The organism is Streptomyces sp. NPDC006458, assembly GCF_040612135.1.
Classification (GTDB): Bacteria; Actinomycetota; Actinomycetes; order Streptomycetales; family Streptomycetaceae; genus Streptomyces.
The window spans coordinates 1-19,302 of sequence record NZ_JBEXPR010000016.1; the positions used below are offsets into that span (position 1 = coordinate 1).

A 19,302-nucleotide genomic window follows, 5' to 3' on the forward strand; every position below is an offset into this window, starting at 1 on the left:
GTCTTCGGGGCCGGGCGGACATGCGCCCGGCCCCGAAGACACCCCCGCGGGCGTGCGGCGACGCCATCTCGAGCGTTCGTTGCGTATCACCCTACCGTGATGTACTTTAGCGCCTGCCCCTGCGCGACTGAGGGCGCCGGCGCAGTTAAGGATCCAACGATGCCGGCACCCCCTCGACCTCGACCGCCCCAGGCCCCCACCCGCGGGGCCACGACCATGGCCTGCGGGTTCACTGCCGGTCCGACAAGGAGTAACGGTGATTCCCGCCGACGCCGATGAACTCGTGACCTCACAGGACATCGCGGAGAAGTACAAGGCCAATGAAGGCAACGTGGCCTACTGGACCACGCTCCCGGGTTTCCCGGAGGGTTGGCCGTCCGGTCCTGGACGGACCCTTGTCCGCGACGCCGCGCTGGTGGACGAGTGGATGAAGAAGAACCTCCCGGTCCACTGGGCAAAGGGGCAGGACTCGGACAACCCGTTCGGTCTGCCTGCCGGCCGCCCGAAGGATCTGGTGACCCTGTCGGACATCTGCGCATGGGAGGGCAAGGCCCTGGGCCGGAAGGAACCGGTGCCGGAGGGGACCCTGCGGAGCTACATCTCCACGAAGAAGATGCCGGGCCCCGACCGGACGCCCGGTGATGGGAAGCGGCCGGAGGTGACGGAGCGGAAGTGGTTCCGCGAGACGGCGTACAAGTTCGTGAACCGTCCGCGGCGCATGCGCCGGCAGACGAAGACCGAGGAACCGGTGGCCACCGAGCAAACCCCTGCGGCCGACGGTTCACTTCCGAGCCGTTCGTCCACCGCGCGCACTGGGAACGTCGACGCCAAGGACATCGCGATCACGTACAGCGTCAGCGGACAGACGGCCCGGGGGTGGATCCGCGCTGAGGGGTTCCCTGCGGCCGGCGAGGACGGCTACAGCGCGGCCGAGGTGGACGAGTGGGTGCGCGAGAATCGCCGGCGGACCTGGGCCGCGGCCCAGCGCCGCGCGGAGCTGTCCGGCCACGCGTGGGCCGACGCGGATGCCAGATCCCAGAGGGACCTCGCCGAGCCGACACCGGCGGCGGAGCCGGCCGCCGAGGCGGAGGGCGAACAGGCGCAGCTCACTGCGGAGATGATTGGTCCGCGGTACGGCGTCTCCGAGTACACCGGTCTCCAGTGGGTCGAGGTCAAGGAGAAGCGGGAGGGCGACAAGGTCATTCGCCAGGCCTTCCCTGCACCGCGGCGTACGCAGCCGCGTACCTATGACCAGCACGAGGTCGACGCTTGGGTGGAGCAGCACCGACCGCATGTCTGGGCGGCTTTCAAGGGCACGGGGCCGGCGCTGGTCCACGATCTACCCGAAGGAGATCCGCGGGACCTGCTGGACATCTACGACTTCGCCGAGGTGCTGGGCATGACCACCCGTGGCGAGGCCCTCGCACGCGAGACCGTCCACGCCTATCACGCCCGCGGACAGGTCCCCCGCGCCGACAGGACCGCCGACGACGGCAAGAAGCCTCGGGTCTTCCAGGATCACTGGTATCGCGAGACGGTCTACAGGTTCATCCTCAGCCGCAGGGGGCCGGGCCGCTTCGGTCCCCGGGGCTAGGAGGCCTTCGTGGCTCTTTCTCGTCGACCGGCTGCCGGCTGTTGACCGGCTCGGTGGGCCAGCCCGCGAGGTGCAAGGCCGCTGGAAACGCGTAGGCCCGCCGGTCAGTCGACCGGCGGACTCTCGGCTTTCGGGTGCTGCTGGGGATTTGGTTGTGTCTCGGTGAGTTCTATCGGGTGGTCCCGGGTGCGTTGTTGGCGACGAGGGCGTCGCGTTCCTCATCGGTGACGATGACGAACGCGGTTGCCGGGGCCCGAGCGACCTGCGCCTCGTAGCCGACGCTGCGGAGGCGCCGCCTGAGCGATTGCGCCTCGTACGGTGTGAGGACGTACTTGCTCTCTGGCGGATCGGCGAGCGTCGTGATGCGGTAGATCCATTCGTGGTCTGCCTCACAGTGGGCATCGTCGTTCTGTTCGCTCGTGGTGACGACCTCAGGGTGACCGTCACCCGTCTCTGTCCCTGGTCGGGACGTTGTGCATGGGCATCACTGAGCGCGGCCTCCGGGTGGAGGCCGCGCTTCTGGCTTCAGCGGTGTGGCGCGCCGCCCGGGTCAGCTGCGCTTGCGGAAGAAGCGGCGGCGAGGACGGGGCTGCGGCCGGTGCGGCGGCTGCCCGGCCAGCTCGTAGACGGCGTCGTGGAGCTGCGGGTGCGCCAGGAGGGTCCAGTGCTTGCCCAGGGCCGCCCAGACTTCCGTCAGGGCGGTGCGGGGGTCCGTTCCCAGGAGCATGCTGTACGTCGCTGCCACGGCGGGGGTGCGCGAGCGGCCTGCGACGCAGTGGAGGAAGACCCGCTTGCCTTCCTTGCGGAGCCGGAGAATCTGGCGGGCCGCCTGGTCGAGGGCGTAGTGGAGGTTGGGGTTCTCGCCGTCCTTGTCGACCAGCCAGACGCGGACGTGTTCGACGTCGGTCTGGGAGAAGATCGGCCCCTGTCCGACGCGGCACAGGGAGACGACCGCGTCGACCGGCGGTGTGCCAGCGAACTCGGTCATGGGGAGGTTGCCGAGCAGGACTCCGGGGTCGGCGGGGTGCTGGGCGACGTAGCCCTTTCCGGCGTAGCCGGGGATCTTGACGTGCGGGGCCGAGGGCCAGCCGTCGCCGTCGTCCATGCCCTTGCGGGCGGTCAGGACGGCCAGGCGGACGAGATCGGGGCCAGACATCGTGGGCCAGCCGTTCACCGCCTGCTGCCAGTCGAGCGGGATCGCCGAGACGCCCCAGCGCGCTCCCAGGAGGGCACCCGCGATCGCGGCCACGGTGTCCGTGTCGTTCCCCGCCCGGACGGCCGCTTCGGTGGCGAGCTGGAAGTGCTGGGCGGGGAACGATCCACGCTCCGGCGCCAGCTCGGGAACGGGTGTGCCGGTGATGGCGGACCACGCGGCCTGGAGGGCGGTGACGACGTACCCGTTGCGGTCCCAGTGGTGCGGCGGGTTCGCCTCGGCCTCGTCCAGCCTCGCGTGCCAGATCTCCTGCCGGTCCTCGGGGAGCAGCGCGATGCCGTCACGGACGCCGTCGAAGGTGCCTTCCAGCACGGCGGTTCGGATGCCCGCGCACCACAGGATGCACGCCTCGACGCACTCGGGGTCGGAGTGTGTGAGGGAGCTGATCATGGTGGCGGCCCGGACCATCCCCTTGACGTCGTCCAGGTATGCGAGGGCGACGACGCCGGTCCGCATCAGCGAGCCGTTGCCCGCGCTGAACTGAGTGCGGGCGGTGTAGGCGTCGGCTTCCGCCAGCATGGCCTGCGCGGGTGTCCCTGTCTTGCGGGCCTTCGCAGCGCTGAGCACGCTGCGGGTCTGGTTCCCGATGTCGCTCGCGCCGCCGTCACGCCAACGGTGGAAGTTGCGGGCGATCTGGTCGAGCGCCGTGGTACTGGTCAGGTCGGCTCCGGTGGAGGCGACAGCGGCGATGCACACGTGCATCTGGGTGTCGTCGGAGTACTCGCCGGGCTTGTAGGGGCCAAGGCCCCCGCCGACCATCTTGGGACGCCCGTCGTCGGGAAGAGGACGCATACCGAACTCGTACGGCACGCCCAGGGCGTCACCGCACGCTGCGCCGAGGAGGACGCCGGCTGCGCGGTCGGTCGCGTGGACGTTGAGCGGGTGGACCGCCAGGGTCAGGGTGGCGGTCGTGGGGTCAACAAGCTGCGTGTTCACGGGTGTTCTCCCGAGGTCATGTACCGCGCGGGTGGTCTGAGGGGGGCGAGGGCGGGGAGCGCGGCGTCAACTCGCCTGGCGCTCAAACCCGCTGTCGCTACGTCAGAGTGACACGGCCGAACTACTTTCGTCAACATGACGATTAGCGTTGCATATTTTGCTAGCAGTGTGTAGTTTAGTTGCTGTCGGAGGCGCTCGACCGTCCTGGATGACGCGCCCCGCTTCCCTTCGTCGGCACCGCGCCCTGAATGTCAGCGGCCGTACGTCCGGCATCGAAGTGCACGCCCACTCACAGGAGTTCTTCCATGAACAAGGCCCAGCTCGTCGACGCGATCGCGGACAAGATGGGCGGCCGCCAGCAGGCCGCCGACGCTGTCGACCATGTGCTCGACGCCATCGTCCGCGCCGTCGTCGCCGGAGATCGCGTCTCCGTCACCGGATTCGGCTCGTTCGAGAGGGTCGACCGACCGGCCCGCTACGCCCGCAACCCCCAGACCGGCGAACGGGTGCGGGTCAAGAAGACCTCCGTCCCCCGCTTCCGGGCCGGGCAGGGCTTCAAGGACCTGGTCAGCGGTTCCAAGAAGCTCCCCAGGGGCGGCGAGGTCTCCGTCAAGAAGGCCCCCAAGGGAAGCCTCACCGGCGCCTCCACCGTGGTGAAGAAGGCGGCGGCCAAGAAGACTGGACCGGCGAAGAAGGCCGTCAAGGCCACCCCCAAGAAGTCGCTCGCCTGATCCGCCGTTGCCGGGCCCTTCCCCCCGGCGTTCCTGCTCGACGGCCGGGCGCTGGCGCGCCCGGCCGGACCGGAGAGACTTCTGATGAACTACCTCGTGATCGACGGCACTCGCGTCGTATCTGCCCATCGGACTCTGGCCTCTGCCCGTTCAGCGGAGGCGCAGGAAATCGGGCGCAGCACCGAGCCCGGTCCGCTGCTGGGCGGCGAACCGGCCTGGTGGACACGGCGGAACGGCGGTGTGGCGGAGCTCGGCATCCTTCGGACTGACGCGGCCGAGCTCGGCTTCCGCTTCGAGCTGCGCGCCTGCCAGGCTCCGGCCGGCTCCTGCCGCCACAGGCCATGCGCCACCTACGCCACGTGGGCGGTGAGCCGCTGGTACGGGCTCCTCAGCGAGCTCGCCGCGTTCGTGCCCCTGTCGTGGATCTGGGTCGGCAAGCGCAGCGACGACCCTCGCGGCGACGCCCCGCAGTTCCTCGCCGAGGGGCGGGTCCTCGTCGACCGCCTGACCGCAGAGATGCGGGAACCCCTGCGGGTCGTCGAGCTGCCGCTGGCGGACACGCGAACCCTGGACGAGCGGGCCCGGGCAGCTCACGCCCTTGTCGTGCGGTTCCTTGCGGAGCATTTCGGCCCCGCCTCCGAACCGGAGCCCGTCGCGGTCCGTCCGGTCCTCCACGGCCACGATCTGCATCTGCGGCTGGACCCGTCCGTCCCGGCGAACCTGCCCATCTGCGGTACCGCCTTGCCGGGCCGCGGCACTGACGCCACCGGCGCCGAGCCGGACGTACACGCCTGTGACCAGTGCTTCGGGCGCGCCCCCATCGTCCCGCCACCGATTCTCACCACCTCCGAGCACGAGGCGTGGACCACATACATCGACCAGCCCGGCTCGCGACCGGCGAATTGAGCAGGAGTCACCTCGTGTCCCGGGCATCAGCCGTCGTCCCTGGCGGCTCGTCCAAGCAGACGGCGCTTCGCCTGCTCCGGCGCAGGTCCTTCAGCGCCGGGTACCTGGCGCAGGTGATCGACCTTGCCGTACGTGAGGTGGTCCGCAGCCAGTTCGACGAGCCCGACGAGCGGGAAGCGGCCCTGGTCCATCAGCGGCTGACCCGCTACGCCGCGAACGGGCGGCCCGGCTCCGCCGAGCTTGCCCGCGCCATGCTGGACGTCAAGCACGCCCTGGACTTGGTGCGGAACGGGCACTACCGGGCCTCCGCCGTTCCCGAGAGCGGACTCGACACGGCCGTCTCCGCGGAGCAACTGCTCGAGCTGGTCGCCGAAGTCGGCCGGGATCGTGTGCTCGCGGCGCAGGGGGGAGCCCTGGTCGTCCTCGCGGAGGACGAGGGAGCTAGCACCGTCTACCGTCCGGTGTCCGCCGTACAGGCGAAGGCTCTGCGGCAGGCGGCACGCAGCGCGAAGGAGGAGGCGATCCGCCTTCATGAGGGTGCAGTTGAGGTGCTGAGCCCGCACGTGCGCATGGCTGACTGGAGCAAGGACGACGGGTACGGAGTCGCGGTCGACGTGGTGCGCGACGGAGTGTCGGTGCAGTGGTGGCCGGCCGCAGTGCCCGAGTCCCTGGCGCTGTGGGAGCAAGGAGGAATCCGGCAGCTCTGTGTGGCGCTGCTGTCGGCCCGGTTCACCGTGCCCGAAGGGGATGAGCGGACACCCCACGCCATGATGTTGCGTATTTAGACTCCCGTGTGTACTGTACTTGTATCTGGTTGATCGGCCGCCCTCTCCTCCCCCACAGCCCCTACGCCGCCCCTCGTCGGCGCCGTGAGGGCGGCCGCCAGGCCACTGCACCGCTGCGTGGCGAACCCCGCAGCCCTCCATCTCACCGCCCCGGGCCGCCGAAGCCCGCCTCGAACTGGGAGACCGTCATGGGCCCGAGCACCCCCCAACCGCGCCAGACACCGCCCCTCGACTCGCTCAGGGAACTGGCGCCCGGCGCCGAGCTCGTCAAGATCCGCGCCAACCCGCGCAACTGGAGCCAGGCCGTGCTCCTCGCCGCGTACACGTGGCCGCAGTACGAGGGCGACCGCCTGGTCCCCCTCGACCACGGCAGCTACCCGGACGACTCGCACAACACCGCTCTGACCATCGGCGAGTTCCTCAGCCGGTACCGGCAGCTCCCCGTCGTACGCCAACTCCAGGCCAGCGACGCCGCCTACACCTTCCTGGTCGAGCTCGCCCGCCCCTCCTGGGAGCTCTCCGGCGGTGATTCCCAGTGAGCGCCCCGGCGATCCCCGCGGCGTGCGCGCACCGTCCCACGCACGGCGGCCTGGTCGTCCCGTACGTCTCGTTCGAGCACAACGGTCTGCCGGTCTTCGGCGGGCTCGACCCGGGCAAACGCACCCGGGCCTTCGAGAACGGCCTGTGCCAGATCTGCGAACGGCCGCTGGAGCGGTGGTTCTACGTGCTGGTCCGCCCCCAGGACGTGGGCGTCGGGTACGCGCCGGAACCGGGACTCCACCCGCCCTGCTTGATGTATTCGGAGAAGGCGTGCCCGATGCTCAACGGCACCAGAGCCACCTACCGTTCGGGCGGCGTCATCTCCCGGCATCCGGCGGGCCGCCCGTGCGACGACCCGGCCTGTTCCTGCCCCGCGACGGCACCCACCGCGGAATCCCTGGTGCGCGCCGGGCGCAAGGCCGACGACTGGGACGCCTGGATGCTCTCAGCGGACCAGTACGAGCTGCACCGTGACGGACACGGCGCGGCCGTGGGCATCCGGCTCCCTTCCGACCCGAAGCGCATCCGCCGCGTGCGGGTCTCCCCCGAGCGCAAGCGCGCCCTCGCCCTGGTCGCGGCGCTCCTTGATCTGGGCGCCTAGCCCCTCCCCCTTCCACGCCTGGCGGGCCCACCCGTGCCCGCCAGGCTCTGCCACCGACGAGGATGACCGTGCTCGCTGAACGCTTCCGCCCCTCCGACATCGAGAGCCTGGTGCGCATCGCAGGCGCCCTGGCCCCCTCACCGGCCGCCGCCGAACTGCCCCCGCAGTACCGTGAACTCGCCCAGCGCGCTCACGCCGAGATCGTCGCCGAGGCCGCCGGCGGCCGGTCCCCGGCCGTCTCCGCCATCCTGGGGCCTCGCCCGGGCCAGCAGGTCTGGATGCTGCGCATCTGGACCCGACACGAGGACACCACGGCGCCCTACGCCACGGAAGGCGCTGCCCTCGCGGAGCTCGCCACGCACGTGCGCGCCAGCTGGGCCAACGTGGGCGGCCAGGGCGACGTGCCCGACGAGCCCCCGGCCGATGACGCCGAGGCGGTCGATCTCTACTACGGCCCTGACGGCGACGCAGTGCCCGATCAGGGCTTCGAGCTGTACTGCGAGGAGATCGGGCGGGCGCAGCGCTCGCGGATTGCTCCCCTGAACTTCGTCTTCCCCGACGCCATGACGGCCGAGGGTCTCAACCGCGCCGCGGTCTTCTACGCCGCCGATGACGACGGACCGTCGTGCATCGAGGTGGTCGGTGTGCTCGTCTTCGGTTACCTGGACGCCAATGACGGCGTCGTACGGGTCTCGGTCCACGTCGACAACGCCGACCCCGAGCATGTCGTCCGGCCGGACGGGACCGTGCCGCTGCGCGTCGTCGTCGAGGACACCGTCGTCTTCGACGACAGCAACCACGACGCCCCGCATCCCCCCGTACTGGAGCAACTCCTGGACGCTGCCGACCCGGAGCAGCGGGCCGTGATCTCCTCGGTCGCGGTCTCGGCGGGGCTGATGTGGAGCTGCCCGAGCTGCGAGTGGCCCAATCCCCGGGCGACGGAGCGGTGCGAGCGCCCCGGCTGCGGGCGCGAGGTCAAGGCGGCGACCGGTCCGCGGGCCGCAGCGCTCGACCCGGCACCGGTCCTCGCGCTGGAGGTCCCGCGATGAGCAGCAAGGCCTACCCGCCGGCGCCCAGGCACCTCCGTGCTGCGTGCGCCCACCCCTCGGGGCACCTCACGTCGCACGGCAGCCGTACGACGCTCCAGGTCTACCTGGACGACGGCCTGGTCTACCGCAACGACGCCGACGGCTACCGGCTGCCGCCGGAGTTGGCGCAAGCGCGGGGCGCCGGGCCGTACGTCATCACCGGTGCCGGGCGGCGGTCGATCCTGAACGACTCCCAGCTGGCGGCCATCGACTCCGCCGACGAGGACGGCGCGCTGCGGGACGTCAGCTGGCCCACCGCCGCCGCCCTCGCCCGCCTCGCCCTCGTCAAGTACCGAGATGCCGACGGCGCCCCGCAGCCCACCGACGGCGACGACGGCCGCGCCGGCCCGAAGCACCGGCCCTACCTCACCCCCGCGGGCCTCGACGCCGCACGCGCCGCGAAGCCCCAGCCCTGACTCCTTCCCTCCTCCGGCGGGTACGGCCCTCCCGGCCGCACCCGCCCCTCCCCCGCAGGTGCGTCCATGACTTCCCTCACCCTGTTCGAACCCGACCTCGACGAGGCCGGCCCCGTGACGTCGTCATCAGGCGGGCTGGCTCCGGCCGAGGTCGCCTCGACCGCGGCTCTGGAGTCCTTCCGCGCGACGAAGCACAAGTCGCTCAACTTCGGCCTCGGCGTCGACTCGACGGCGCTGACCCTGGCGATCATCAACGATCCGGCCGCCTTCGGGATCGCCAAGGACTTCTCCGACTTCTCGATCGTGACGGCGATGACCGGATTCGAGTTTCCCGACACGATCGCCGACGTCGAGAACCACGTCCTGCCGCTGCTGCGGGAAAAGGGCATTCGATACACGCAGGTCGCGCGGGCCGGACGGCCGGACTCGGCAGGCGTCGAAGTGCTCTCCGACACCACGAACCCCGGCAAGGTGTTCAGCCGGGGTCCGTGGACGCTCATGGACGAGATGGAGGAGAACGGCACCGTTCCCCAGTACGCCGGTGGGCATGCGTGCAGCCAGAAGCACAAGGCTTTCTCGATTGAACGCCTCCAGCTCCAGCGGTCGGGCGGGCAGACCGTCGGCAAGCTCTTCGGCTACAACGCGGACGAGTACAAGCGCGCGGCCAAGGCCAACAAGTTCCAGGCCCAGCGCAACAAGAAGGCCGGCTACGAGACCTTCGCTCTTGACTACCCCTTGCTCCGCCTTGGCTGGGGCCGCGAGGACGTGCAGGGCTATGTCAAGGACCGTCTTGGAATTGACATGGCCAAATCATATTGCCCGGTATGCCCGTTTTCCGGGGTCTGTTCGCCTCAGCCGGACCACCTGAAGCGTCTGCGGAAGTACCCCGGCCTCGCGGCGCGCGTGCTGCGCCTGGAGTACCTGGCGATGGCCCTGAACGACAACATGTCCCTCTACAAGGAGGACACCCTGTTCAGGCGGGTCACCGACGACCAGAACACCGAGGCGCTCGGCCAGTTCAACGCCCGGCTGGACGAGGAGACATGGGCGGTCTACCGGCTGCGACGCGCCTACACCCCCGGCCGCCGGCCCGAGTGCAAGACCGCTCACGGTGACCGTTGCACCAAGCCCGAGTGCCGCGACAGCAGCATCAAGGGCACCGTTTACCGGTCCGTGGAGACCGTTCGCACCGGCAGCCGCACCGAAGTGGGCGCCTTCCTGCACAACGCCGCCACGGCCCTCAACCGCCCGGTCGAGCACTTCACGAAGGCCCACGGTGTCGGCATCGACCGCGTCCACACCCGCGTCCGCCCGGACTCTAAGACCTACGGCACGGTCGAGGACTTCTACGTGACCGCCCCGGCCGGCGTCCAGGACAAGGCCCGCGACGGCTTCGCCGATGTCTGGGCTGCGATGACCGCCGGCCAGTGGGCCCCCAGCCCCCTGCGAGAAGAGATGACCACCCGCACCCTGTCCCCTGCCGCCTACGACAAGCTCACCGCCACGGTCGCGCGCGACACCGGCGACCGGCGCACGGCCGCCCTCTGGAGCCACGCCACGGCCCTCGCCCGGCACGCCCACGAGCACGGCCTGGCTCCGGCTGACGACCGCCCGCCGGGTCCGGACGGCCTGCTGAAGTCTCTGGAGAGTCTCGCCGCCTGCCACCCCGCCCTCGCCCCGCTCGCCGATCCAGCCGTCCTTCCGCTGTGGGAGCAGCCGCTCGGCTCCGCCGCCTGGACCACCATTGAGGAGTTCTGGGACCGGCACCCCGCCCTCGAAGACGAGCACCGCGTGGACGGCTACGTACTGGGCGACACCTACCAACTGCTGTCCGACGAAGCCCGCAAGGGGCGCGCCCTGTGCCAGACCCCGCCCTGGGTCGCCCGCCTCCTGCTGCGCCTGTCGCTGGAGCCGGCCATCGAAGAGTGGGGGCCAGCCGACGTCCGGATGATCGACCCCGCCTGCGGGACCGGGCACATCGCCGTCGCCGCGTTCCACATGGCCCGCGTACCGCCGATCCGCGGCCGCCGCTCCGCTCCGGTCGGGCACGGGCCGCGGGCCGTCGAGCGGGCTCTGGCAGCGGTGTCGGGCGTGGACCTCGACGCGTACGCCGCCGCGCTGACCGCCTACCGTCTCCTGGCGTGCTCAGCGTCCGTCCTCGGCGTGAGCCTGGACCGCGTCCCGGCGTCGCTGCCCGTCAACGTGGCCGCCGCCGACTCCCTGCTGGACCGCACCGAGCCCCTGCTCGCCGCCGGCGCCTACCACGCGTGCGTGGCCAACCCCCCGTACATCACCCCTAAGGACCCCGCCATCCGCGACCAGGTCCGCGCCGCATACCCGCAGGTGGCGGCCGGCAAGTACTCGCTGGCCCTGCCCTTCACCGCGCTCATGCTCGAGCACCTGGCCGTCCCGGGCGGCTTCGTGGCGCAGCTGACCGCGAACTCGTTCATGAAGCGAGAGTTCGGCAAGCGGTACATCACCGAGTTCCTCCCCCGCTTCGACGCACGCTGGATCATCGACACCTCCGGGGCCTACATCCCCGGCCACGGAACACCCACCTGCATCCTCGTCCACCGAGCCCGCCCGCCGGTCGGCGACACGGTAACGGTGATCCGGGGCAACCGCGGAGAGCCCCACGTTCCGCAGGACCCCGCGAGAGGGCTGGTCTGGAGAGCGATCGAGGACGCGGTCGACAGCCGGCTTGCCTGGGACCGGTTCCAAGCGGGTGCGAACCTCGCATGGCGCGGCGGAGGCCCCACAACGTAGATGTTGCGTATTCGCGATTCAGTGTGTATTGTCATTCTCGGATCGGGCCGACGCCCCGCCACACCAACCCACTTGACGAGCGCCGCTCCAGGCGTCGCGCCGTCTCAGCGCATCCGGGGGACTGATACAGATGAAGCGGAACAAGCCGCTCATAAAGCGCCGTAAGGCCGGGACGCAGTACCGGCGGCGGAGGCTGCATCCATGGGGAAAGCACGCCTCCTCGTACTGGGCGCTGGCCGTGCCCCAGGCGTTCACCGGGACCGGCCAGACCGTCCTCGACATGACCGGAGCGGTGCCCGCGGGCGCAGACGAGTCCAGGCCCGACAGCCCGCGCTACGGCTCCGTGCTGCGCTGGCGGCTCGACCGCGAGGGCCAGACCCAGTTCGTCTACGGCATCCAGGTATGGGGGCGGTACCGGGGCGAGAGCCCGTCGGCTTACGGCAAGCGCATCTCGGACGCCTTCCGCCGATCCCTCCCCACTTCGCCGGACGTCCACCACGTGTTCGTCGCGGAGCGGCCGGGTTGTGCACGCGGGACGCGGTGCCCGCTCACGCAGCACTGGTACACGGCCATCGAGGCCGACCTGTCGACCCACCAGCCGGATCGGTGCCCGATGGGCGTTCTGAATGACGGCCCGCCCTGGCGCTTGATCGGCCGGACAGTTCCCGATGGCCGCCACATCTACTGACGCCCGTCCGCGCAGCTCTCCCGGCCGCCCGACAGCCCTTCGGCTCCGGTCGGCCGGGCCCGTAAGCCCGGATCTCGTCCGTGCCCACCATGCCCGTGGACACCGCTTTCGGACCTTCCGACGGTTCCCTCCTCTCGCCACCCCGACGCATTGCGTCCCGCCTCAGGAGCCCCGCATGACCAAGACCACTACCGTCACCACGATCCTCGGACCCGTCCGCGTCCAGCGTCTGGAGTCCACCCACCCGGGCCTGGCCATGGTGCGGCGCCCGGCGGCCGCGAACGTGTACGCGGTCGAAGGCAACGGGGTTGCTGGCATGGTGGCCATCTCCCCCGCGTACGACGACCAGAACTGGGGCCACATCGACCTAGGGGCGGAGAAGGTCCGCGCCCTCCTTCCGACTCGGTTTGGCGTGACCTTCGGCCGATTCGGAAGCACCCGACCGCTCCCTAACGGAACACCGGTCAAGCACGAGCCGATTCTCACCATCGACGGGGTGGAGGTCCAGTCTCCCGGCCTGACCCTGGCACGTGGCGGTGACACCACCGACTTCCCCGTCAGCATCCGTGCAGGCGACTGGGCTTCGAAACCTGCCTCCGCGCTGGTCACCGTCAGAACACGCGAGGTCATTCGGGCGGCACTGACCGTCCACGAAGCCGACCCCGACTGCGTCTCCGGCGCCGACCGGGAATACGCCCGGTACCGGACCCCCGACCGGCGTACCTCCGCCCAGCGCGACCTACGGGCCGCCCTCCGACTCCGCAGTGAGATCCAAGCACGCATCACCCGCCTGGAGTCCTATCTCACCGCCACGGAGTCCCAACACACCCAGACACATTCGTAGGCAACCTGCCCTTCGCCTGAGAAATCCCGCAGGTCCGCACCCACTCGTCTGACTGCGCCGTTCCCGGCCGGCCTGGCCCGGCCGGGGAGTACACCACGGACGCAGGCACCAGCCGACATCCCGATTCGAATCTCGCTCACGCCCCAGCGTGACCAAGGTCGCCGTCGAGGGTCCCTCCGGCAACCCCTCCATTCCGCCAGGCGACGCACTGCGCCTCGAATCACCCCAGGAGCCCCAATGGGTACCACCCGCACTCGCTTGCCCGGCATCATCCTCCGCGACGCGGCGCCCACCGACGCGGACGCCGTCATGCGGCTCCTCGTCGACGTGAACCCCGACGATCCCGACGCGTTCGAGGACGTGCGGCCGAACCTGTCCCTGCCGCAGGAAGGGCCCCTCTCCCACTTCCGGGCCCTGATGGTCGTGGCCGAAAGCGATGAAGGCGAGACGGTCGGCGTCCTGATCGGAGGCGTTCCGCTGTGGCTCTTCGACCATCCCGGCATCGACGTGCCGCTGGCGCACCTTCTGGCGGAACGGACCGCGATCATCACCGCTGTTGCCGTGGATCCCGAGCAGCGCGGGCGAGGCATCGGGGCCGAACTCGTCCGGCATTCCGTACGCCGCTTCACGCGCGCCGGTTACGGACTGCTGACCCTCAACTGCTTCCCGGAGCTGGAAAGCTACTACCGAGGTCTCGGCTTCTCGATCATGAACGGCCTGAACGTGGCCCTCGGCCCCCTGAACGCGGTTGGACACCGATGGGGCGATACCCGGGTGGCCGCCCGGCTCCTGGACCGATACACGGCCTTCGTCGACGTCCCGGGCCTTACCTCCCCGGTCGTCTCGGGCGTCCTTCCCAACACCCGGATGGCCCGTGGCGCGTACTTCGACGGCGAGCAATTCCGCGTCTGACCTGATCACGCCCGGGTTGCCTGCCCTCCCCGGCCATGGAATTCACGCACGGATGCAGGTTTCAGCCGGCATCCAGAACCAAGGAGGAACTGATGCCGGTTGTCGACGGTAAGAGCCCGAGCCCCTGGGGCCGATGGGCGCTCCGATGGGGCGCGCCGAGCGCAGTCGTCGCCCTGGTCAGCGTGTGGGTACTGGAGCCCGCCAGCCTTGTCGGCGCGGTCATTGCGGCCGGGGTAGCACTGACAGCGCTCCTGCTCTTCGTCGGCACGATGCCCCGCCGGCAGCCGCCGGCCCAGCAGCGGGCGCGCAGGGGCGCCAGCGAGTAGAAGGCTCCAGCGAGGCGGCCGGTGCGCCGCATACCCGAGAACTCGGATGGTGGGTCCGGATACGTGATCGCCCGGGCCGCCTCCCGAAGATGGGCCCGGAGGCGTTCACGGATGATGTTGCGTATTCGCGTTTCGGTGTGTAGATTGATTGCATCGCTGGCGGGCCTCCAAGTCCACGCCGCACACAACCCCTTACTGCTCTGGAGTCCTCCCATGCTTGCTGTCGCCCACGAGGCAGAGGTAGACGCCGCCCTTCTCGCCTACCGGAGGGGCTGGGCCGACGTCTGGCTGACCCTGGTCGACGTCACCACCGACTTGATGCACCTGGCCAGTCACATGCGCGCCGACGTCGAACGCTGCCTCGACGGCGACGCGAAGGCGCGACTCGACGAACGGCCTCTGGCCGCCATGCCGAACCTCGACCCGTCCGTCGCGCCGATCCACAACACGGACGACTCGGCCGCCGCAGACCACCTCTTCGACGTGTACGTGCACGCCAGCGACGCCGCTGCCGCCCTCCGCGTGCACATGGCAGACGACCCCTACCCCACCTTCTCGAAGGCGCTGCACGTGCTGCTCAACGAACTGCGCGCGTACGCCCAGAACCTCGGCTTCGACTTCGACGAGGTCATGCGCGCGGCATCGCAGGCCCACCGGGTCGACCAGCGCAAGGCCAAGTAGCCCCGGAAGCCGCCCTGGCGGCACCGACACCCGCGGTGCCGCCACCGACGAACGAACCCGCCAGGAAGGACCTTCACCATGACCACGCCCCTGAACCCCGCCCCGGCTCGATCCGGCCGCGGCTCAATACGCATGCACCTCGACCGCGGCGAGCACCCCGCGACCCGCGTGGCGCTCCTGGACGCCGATCTCGACAACCCGTCCGCCGTCTGCGGAGGGTGCGCCAACAAGGTGCTCAAGCAGATCCCCGGCGGTCGAGAGCGTCTCAAGTGCGGCCTTCTGCCACGAGGAAGCCGCGGACTGCGCGGCCCCGATCTGCGCGACTCCACGCCCGCGTGCGTCAAGTACGCCGCCGGGTCCGGCGCACTGCCCAACACCTGAGCGCCGTGGCCTCCCCCGCCGTTCCCGCACCGATCCCCATATCCAGGGTCGGTGCAGGGGCCGGCGGGGACTGGGGCTCGATCGGGCTCCGTATCCCCGACACCATCCGTACCCCGCCCCGGAGACGTGATCATGCTGCCCGGCCTCGCCCAGCACATCGACTTCCAGCCCGCCCACAACGACTACACCCGCGGGTTCCTCGTGGTGAGCAAGGCCGACCGCACCACCGCCTATGGGTACGTGTGGGAACACGCCCTCCCGGACGGCACCACCACGTGGGTCGCCCAGCCGGTCACGGCCAACGACGCCTCACGCATCCCCGGGTTCCAGTCCCGGGAGTGGGCCGGGGAGTTCCTGTACGAGCGCGAGTGGCCCAAGTTCGTCCATCGCGGGAACGACAAGGCCGACGCCCTCCCGCAGCCGGGATGCGCCGAGCGCACGCCGTGCGGGACGTGCTCCCTGTGCGAGCCCGAGCTGGCCCGCCGCGGAGTCCTCTGAACGAGCCGGGTGAACGCCCCTACGGCATCCATCACCACAACGTGCAGGTCCGAGGGCCGCGGACGACGCCTTCCCGCTCGCGGCCCCGGCACCGGCTTCCTGTTCCTGACCACAACACCCCACCCACCCATGTCCTGGAACCCTCATGCCCGCTGATTCCACCGCCGCCCTCGTGACCGAGGCCGTTGGCCAGGTGCTCACCCACAGGGCTCGGAACTGCACCGACCCGAGTTGCGCCCGGCACGCCGGTACGACCGACTGTCCTCCGATCACCGTCAGCCGTAGCGCCGGCTCCGTCCTCGGCGAAGCCGTCGCCGAAGCCTGGCACGCGGCCGGCGGCAGCCGTCTCGACATCCCCGCAGGGGTCGTTGCGGCCCTCGCCCTGTGGCCCCAGAAGTCCCCCGGGGCGGCGGCCGCCGACACGATCGCCGCGTACATCGCCGCGCAGCCCCCGCGCGTCCTGGTCCGCGGCCTGGCCGATAGCGCCAACTACTACTACGGCCTCCGCCCCGACCTTTGGGCCACCGCCCGCCCGCTGTTCGACTGGACCAGGGAGGACCTGCACGACACCCACCTCGCGGGCGTGCGTGCTGTGGCCCTTGCCGCGCTGCGCCACGGAGTCCTCCGACACACGGGAGACACCGACCCCGCTGAGCGGTCCCGGATCGACCTGATGTCCTGGGTCATTACAGCCCTACGCCACCATCACTCCCGGCGCAGCCTCGGCGAGTACCACACCCCGCCCGACATCAGCGATCTGATCGCCGCGATGCTGGCCGAGGAAGGCGGCACAGGAAAGCGACCCCACCACCGCGGTGAGTGGGCGCTCGAGCCGGCCGCCGGAACCGGAGGGCTCTTCCGCTCCGCGGCGCAGGACCTGCGCCGCGACGGCGAGGACCCGGCGGAGCGCGGCTGGGTCATGCTCGAACTCGACCCTCTGGCCGCCGCTGGAGCCGCCGTCAACACCCTCGTCTGGGAACTGGGTCCCCGCGCGGTCGTCGGATGCGGAGACGTCCTCGCACAGCCCGACCTGGCCGAGGAAACCCTTGCCCGGCAGCGTGACATGGCGCGCCACCGCGACGACGTCATGAAACTGATCGGCTTCGCCATCGCCACTCGCACCACCGAGCAGCTGCTGGACGCCCTCACGACCAGCAGATAGCTGCTCCGCCCCGGCCCACGCCTCGTGGGCCGGGCCCGAAGGAGGAACCGTGGCACAAGCCCACGACCACAGCGACAGCCAGGCCGTAGCCCGGGCGCTGCGCGCCGTCATGCCGGCACCCAGCCGTACCAGCGTGTATGTGCTGACCTGCGGATGTCCCGACGCCGAGGGCCTGTTGTCCTGGTACATCGACACCGAGACCCGGTCCTACGAACTCGACCTCTGCCGCGCCGCGGCCGGTCCGAGCCAGGTTCGGCTGACCAGCCGGCCGCTCATCGGCGACGGCACCGTCTGGAGCGAGGACCTCCTCGTTCCAGACACCCCGGCCGACTGGGCGCACTCCCTCGCACGTCTCGTCGCCCGGCTCACCCTTTCCGACCGCAGCCCCCTCTCACTCGACTGAGCAAAGGACCATCGTGTCGAACCGCACTCCTCTGACCGGCTGCCTGCCTGCCTTCGGCCGGCACCGTGGCTACCCACCGCGCTACGGGTGGCTCCGCAAGGTCTACGACGCCCTGCGCCAGGACCCGACCGCCCTGCGGCGCCCCGACGCGACCGTCGTGCTCGGCGTCGGCAAGAGCATGGTCCCGTCCATGGCCTTCTGGTCCCAGGCCTTCGGCTTGGCCGCCCGCAACGGCCAGGACCTGGTGCCGACGAACCGCGCCCACTGGCTCCTGGACGAGGAGACCGGGGCCGACCCCTACCTCGAACTCGACGCCAGTCTCTGGCTGTTGCACTGGTGGCTGGTGAGCTCCGAGCCGTGCCACGTGCCCACCTGGCGGTATCTCTTCGGTCACTCCCCGCTCAGCCGGTCCAGCCGCTCCGAGCTGCAGGAGCGCCTGGCGGCCGCCGCCGACGCGGCCGGGCACAGGACCCCGGCCGCGTCGGTACTCGCCTCGGACGTCGCCTGCCTGGTGAGCATGTACGCGCCCGGCGACCCCACCGCCGCGAACATCGAAGACGAGCTCTCCAACCCGTTCCGTACCCTCCACCTGCTCGACCCCGAGCCGCCCGCCGACCGCACAGCCGACCGCAGCCACCTCGTGGCCCTGCGCCGCATGGCCGGCCGCCACTGCCCCGCGCCCGTCCAGGCGTACGCGAGCCTGGACTTCGCGGCCCGGACCGCCAGCCCCTCGGCCGGTTCCATCAGCCTGGCGCGGCTCGCCTCCGATCCCCTGGGGCCCGGCCGGCTGCTTCTCACCGGCACCGCTGACTTCCGCCGAGCCCTGAACCAAGTCGCCAACAGTCATGCGGATCTGGCCGTTGTGCAGTCCGGCGACGGCGAGGAGACGCTCGTCTACTCGTGCCCGCCCGTCCTTCTCGCCGAGGACGTTCTGGCCGGCGCCTACCCCTCCCTGCGGTCGGCCACCAGCCGTGCTGCCGAGGGAGGTTCCCCGTCGTCCCTGTCCTGACGGACTCCGGCTTCCCGCGGGCGCAGATCACCCCGACGAACACAAGGGATGTTGCGTATTCCTGTTTCCATGTGTACAGTGATGCCTGTTGGTGGTGCTCGCCTCCCGGCGGCTTGAGCGCCCCGCGCCTTCCCCTACCGACGAGCAGGAGACACGTATGCGCATCAAGACCGGTGGACAGCACCAGGGTTGGACCGTGGTCCACCAGGCGCGGCGCGCGTGGCGCGGCTCCTTCGAGGGCGTGTGGCTCGGCGTGGAGGAGTCCACGGGGCACTGGATGGTCGGCCGCCAGCACGACGGGCAGTCGATGGACGACGGCTTCGACGCGGACGGCAACTGGGCCACGTCCCGGCACTTCCGCGAGGGCAACGAGTACCTCAACATGCGCCGGGCTCTGGCCGCGTACGACGAGGAGGCTCAGAACGCGAGCGACGTCTGGAACGGAATGTGGGACCAGCGGGCCCACGAGGCCGTCGCCCGGCACCTCGCGCACCGCGTTCCCTTCCCCGCGCCGGTCCGGCTCTCGGCCGGATGGGTCGGGCGCGGCCTGACCGACTACCACCCCCCGCGCGGGTCGACGATCCCGCTCGACGGGCCGGAGGCCAAGTACGAGCTGATCCGCTACCTCCAGGGCCAGACCCGGTTCGACGAGATCGTGACGGAGGCGGGCTCGGTCTCCGAGGAGGAGGCGTACCAGTTGGCCAGCAACGCGACGGGGCCGGTCCGCTTCGTGTGCCGTGGCGTGACCTTCTACCTGAGCGAATGAGCCGGACGGCACGGGCGCGGGCCGCACCGCGCACCGCGTCCGTGCCGCCGGACCAG

General features: G+C 70.6%; 19 protein-coding genes and 1 pseudogene. 19 read left to right on the forward strand and 1 reads right to left on the reverse strand.

Annotation, left to right across the window (positions count from 1 at the left end; all coding sequences use genetic code 11):
* Positions 1 to 256 precede the first annotated feature (256 nt).
* The gene (locus tag ABZZ79_RS21875; protein ID WP_356691188.1) at positions 257 to 1,594 is read left to right on the forward strand and encodes a hypothetical protein; all 1,338 of its coding nucleotides are present in this window, start codon (positions 257 to 259) and stop codon (positions 1,592 to 1,594) included.
* A 550-nt stretch (positions 1,595 to 2,144) separates the two neighbouring features.
* Here the strand turns inward: ABZZ79_RS21875 and ABZZ79_RS21880 are convergent.
* Positions 2,145 to 3,743, reverse strand: coding sequence for an ADP-ribosylglycohydrolase family protein (locus ABZZ79_RS21880; RefSeq protein WP_234310101.1), 1,599 nt, complete (start codon positions 3,741 to 3,743; stop codon positions 2,145 to 2,147).
* Positions 3,744 to 4,048: 305 nt separating this feature from the next.
* Here ABZZ79_RS21880 and ABZZ79_RS21885 point away from each other — a divergent pair.
* The 18 genes and pseudogenes from ABZZ79_RS21885 to ABZZ79_RS21970 form a co-directional block, all read left to right on the forward strand.
* Positions 4,049 to 4,441: pseudogene (locus ABZZ79_RS21885) on the forward strand (HU family DNA-binding protein); the annotation flags it as partial.
* Positions 4,442 to 4,558: 117 nt separating this feature from the next.
* On the forward strand, positions 4,559 to 5,380 hold the full coding sequence (locus tag ABZZ79_RS21890; protein WP_319656695.1) for a hypothetical protein: 822 nt from the start codon (positions 4,559 to 4,561) through the stop codon (positions 5,378 to 5,380).
* Positions 5,381 to 5,394: 14 nt separating this feature from the next.
* Complete coding sequence (locus tag ABZZ79_RS21895) at positions 5,395 to 6,165, forward strand: hypothetical protein (protein WP_356691190.1); 771 nt, start codon at positions 5,395 to 5,397, stop codon at positions 6,163 to 6,165.
* 188 nt (positions 6,166 to 6,353) lie between these two features.
* Positions 6,354 to 6,704 carry a hypothetical protein gene (locus ABZZ79_RS21900; RefSeq protein ID WP_030841781.1) on the forward strand — a complete coding sequence of 117 codons (351 nt, stop codon included), beginning with the start codon at positions 6,354 to 6,356 and terminating at the stop codon, positions 6,702 to 6,704.
* Positions 6,701 to 7,306, forward strand: coding sequence for a hypothetical protein (locus tag ABZZ79_RS21905; protein WP_030841779.1), 606 nt, complete (start codon positions 6,701 to 6,703; stop codon positions 7,304 to 7,306). The genes ABZZ79_RS21900 and ABZZ79_RS21905 overlap by 4 nt, the downstream gene beginning before the upstream one ends.
* A 62-nt stretch (positions 7,307 to 7,368) precedes the next feature.
* Positions 7,369 to 8,355, forward strand: coding sequence for a hypothetical protein (locus ABZZ79_RS21910; protein WP_356691193.1), 987 nt, complete (start codon positions 7,369 to 7,371; stop codon positions 8,353 to 8,355).
* Positions 8,352 to 8,810 (forward strand): hypothetical protein, encoded by a 459-nt coding sequence (locus ABZZ79_RS21915; RefSeq protein WP_356691195.1) that lies wholly within the window; start codon positions 8,352 to 8,354, stop codon positions 8,808 to 8,810. The genes ABZZ79_RS21910 and ABZZ79_RS21915 overlap by 4 nt, the downstream gene beginning before the upstream one ends.
* 66 nt (positions 8,811 to 8,876) lie before the next feature.
* A complete protein-coding gene (locus ABZZ79_RS21920) occupies positions 8,877 to 11,576 on the forward strand; it encodes a hypothetical protein (RefSeq protein ID WP_356691197.1) in 2,700 nt (899 codons plus the stop codon).
* A gap of 130 nt (positions 11,577 to 11,706) precedes the next feature.
* Positions 11,707 to 12,264: a hypothetical protein gene (locus ABZZ79_RS21925; RefSeq protein WP_356691199.1), complete on the forward strand. Its 558-nt coding sequence runs from the start codon at positions 11,707 to 11,709 to the stop codon at positions 12,262 to 12,264.
* A gap of 175 nt (positions 12,265 to 12,439) precedes the next feature.
* Positions 12,440 to 13,108: a hypothetical protein gene (locus tag ABZZ79_RS21930; RefSeq protein ID WP_030841768.1), complete on the forward strand. Its 669-nt coding sequence runs from the start codon at positions 12,440 to 12,442 to the stop codon at positions 13,106 to 13,108.
* Between the two features lie 237 nt (positions 13,109 to 13,345).
* The gene (locus tag ABZZ79_RS21935; protein ID WP_030841765.1) at positions 13,346 to 14,020 is read left to right on the forward strand and encodes a GNAT family N-acetyltransferase; all 675 of its coding nucleotides are present in this window, start codon (positions 13,346 to 13,348) and stop codon (positions 14,018 to 14,020) included.
* A gap of 539 nt (positions 14,021 to 14,559) precedes the next feature.
* Positions 14,560 to 15,027, forward strand: a complete 468-nt coding sequence (locus tag ABZZ79_RS21940) for a hypothetical protein (RefSeq protein WP_030841759.1) — start codon at positions 14,560 to 14,562, stop codon at positions 15,025 to 15,027.
* A gap of 78 nt (positions 15,028 to 15,105) precedes the next feature.
* On the forward strand, positions 15,106 to 15,408 hold the full coding sequence (locus ABZZ79_RS21945) for a hypothetical protein (protein ID WP_051715394.1): 303 nt from the start codon (positions 15,106 to 15,108) through the stop codon (positions 15,406 to 15,408).
* Positions 15,409 to 15,540: 132 nt separating this feature from the next.
* On the forward strand, positions 15,541 to 15,906 hold the full coding sequence (locus tag ABZZ79_RS21950) for a hypothetical protein (RefSeq protein WP_031062136.1): 366 nt from the start codon (positions 15,541 to 15,543) through the stop codon (positions 15,904 to 15,906).
* Between the two features lie 145 nt (positions 15,907 to 16,051).
* On the forward strand, positions 16,052 to 17,068 hold the full coding sequence (locus tag ABZZ79_RS21955; protein ID WP_051715392.1) for an N-6 DNA methylase: 1,017 nt from the start codon (positions 16,052 to 16,054) through the stop codon (positions 17,066 to 17,068).
* A gap of 49 nt (positions 17,069 to 17,117) precedes the next feature.
* Positions 17,118 to 17,471, forward strand: a complete 354-nt coding sequence (locus ABZZ79_RS21960) for a hypothetical protein (RefSeq protein ID WP_319656690.1) — start codon at positions 17,118 to 17,120, stop codon at positions 17,469 to 17,471.
* A gap of 13 nt (positions 17,472 to 17,484) precedes the next feature.
* A complete protein-coding gene (locus ABZZ79_RS21965) occupies positions 17,485 to 18,480 on the forward strand; it encodes a DUF4007 family protein (protein WP_319656689.1) in 996 nt (331 codons plus the stop codon).
* Positions 18,481 to 18,637: 157 nt separating this feature from the next.
* The gene (locus ABZZ79_RS21970) at positions 18,638 to 19,246 is read left to right on the forward strand and encodes a hypothetical protein (RefSeq protein WP_030841740.1); all 609 of its coding nucleotides are present in this window, start codon (positions 18,638 to 18,640) and stop codon (positions 19,244 to 19,246) included.
* Positions 19,247 to 19,302: the final 56 nt, after the last annotated feature.

Excerpts from the sequence above, each read along its gene's own strand:
- ABZZ79_RS21890 (WP_319656695.1), top strand. The coding sequence starts at position 4,559 with ATGAACTACCTCGTGATCGACGGCACTCGCGTCGTATCTGCCCATCGG.
- ABZZ79_RS21900 (WP_030841781.1), top strand. The coding sequence starts at position 6,354 with ATGGGCCCGAGCACCCCCCAACCGCGCCAGACACCGCCCCTCGACTCG.
- ABZZ79_RS21910 (WP_356691193.1), top strand. The coding sequence starts at position 7,369 with ATGACCGTGCTCGCTGAACGCTTCCGCCCCTCCGACATCGAGAGCCTG.
- ABZZ79_RS21915 (WP_356691195.1), top strand. The coding sequence starts at position 8,352 with ATGAGCAGCAAGGCCTACCCGCCGGCGCCCAGGCACCTCCGTGCTGCG.
- ABZZ79_RS21920 (WP_356691197.1), top strand. The coding sequence starts at position 8,877 with ATGACTTCCCTCACCCTGTTCGAACCCGACCTCGACGAGGCCGGCCCC.
- ABZZ79_RS21925 (WP_356691199.1), top strand. The coding sequence starts at position 11,707 with ATGAAGCGGAACAAGCCGCTCATAAAGCGCCGTAAGGCCGGGACGCAG.
- ABZZ79_RS21930 (WP_030841768.1), top strand. The coding sequence starts at position 12,440 with ATGACCAAGACCACTACCGTCACCACGATCCTCGGACCCGTCCGCGTC.
- ABZZ79_RS21935 (WP_030841765.1), top strand. The coding sequence starts at position 13,346 with ATGGGTACCACCCGCACTCGCTTGCCCGGCATCATCCTCCGCGACGCG.
- ABZZ79_RS21940 (WP_030841759.1), top strand. The coding sequence starts at position 14,560 with ATGCTTGCTGTCGCCCACGAGGCAGAGGTAGACGCCGCCCTTCTCGCC.
- ABZZ79_RS21945 (WP_051715394.1), top strand. The coding sequence starts at position 15,106 with ATGACCACGCCCCTGAACCCCGCCCCGGCTCGATCCGGCCGCGGCTCA.
- ABZZ79_RS21950 (WP_031062136.1), top strand. The coding sequence starts at position 15,541 with ATGCTGCCCGGCCTCGCCCAGCACATCGACTTCCAGCCCGCCCACAAC.
- ABZZ79_RS21955 (WP_051715392.1), top strand. The coding sequence starts at position 16,052 with ATGCCCGCTGATTCCACCGCCGCCCTCGTGACCGAGGCCGTTGGCCAG.
- ABZZ79_RS21970 (WP_030841740.1), top strand. The coding sequence starts at position 18,638 with ATGCGCATCAAGACCGGTGGACAGCACCAGGGTTGGACCGTGGTCCAC.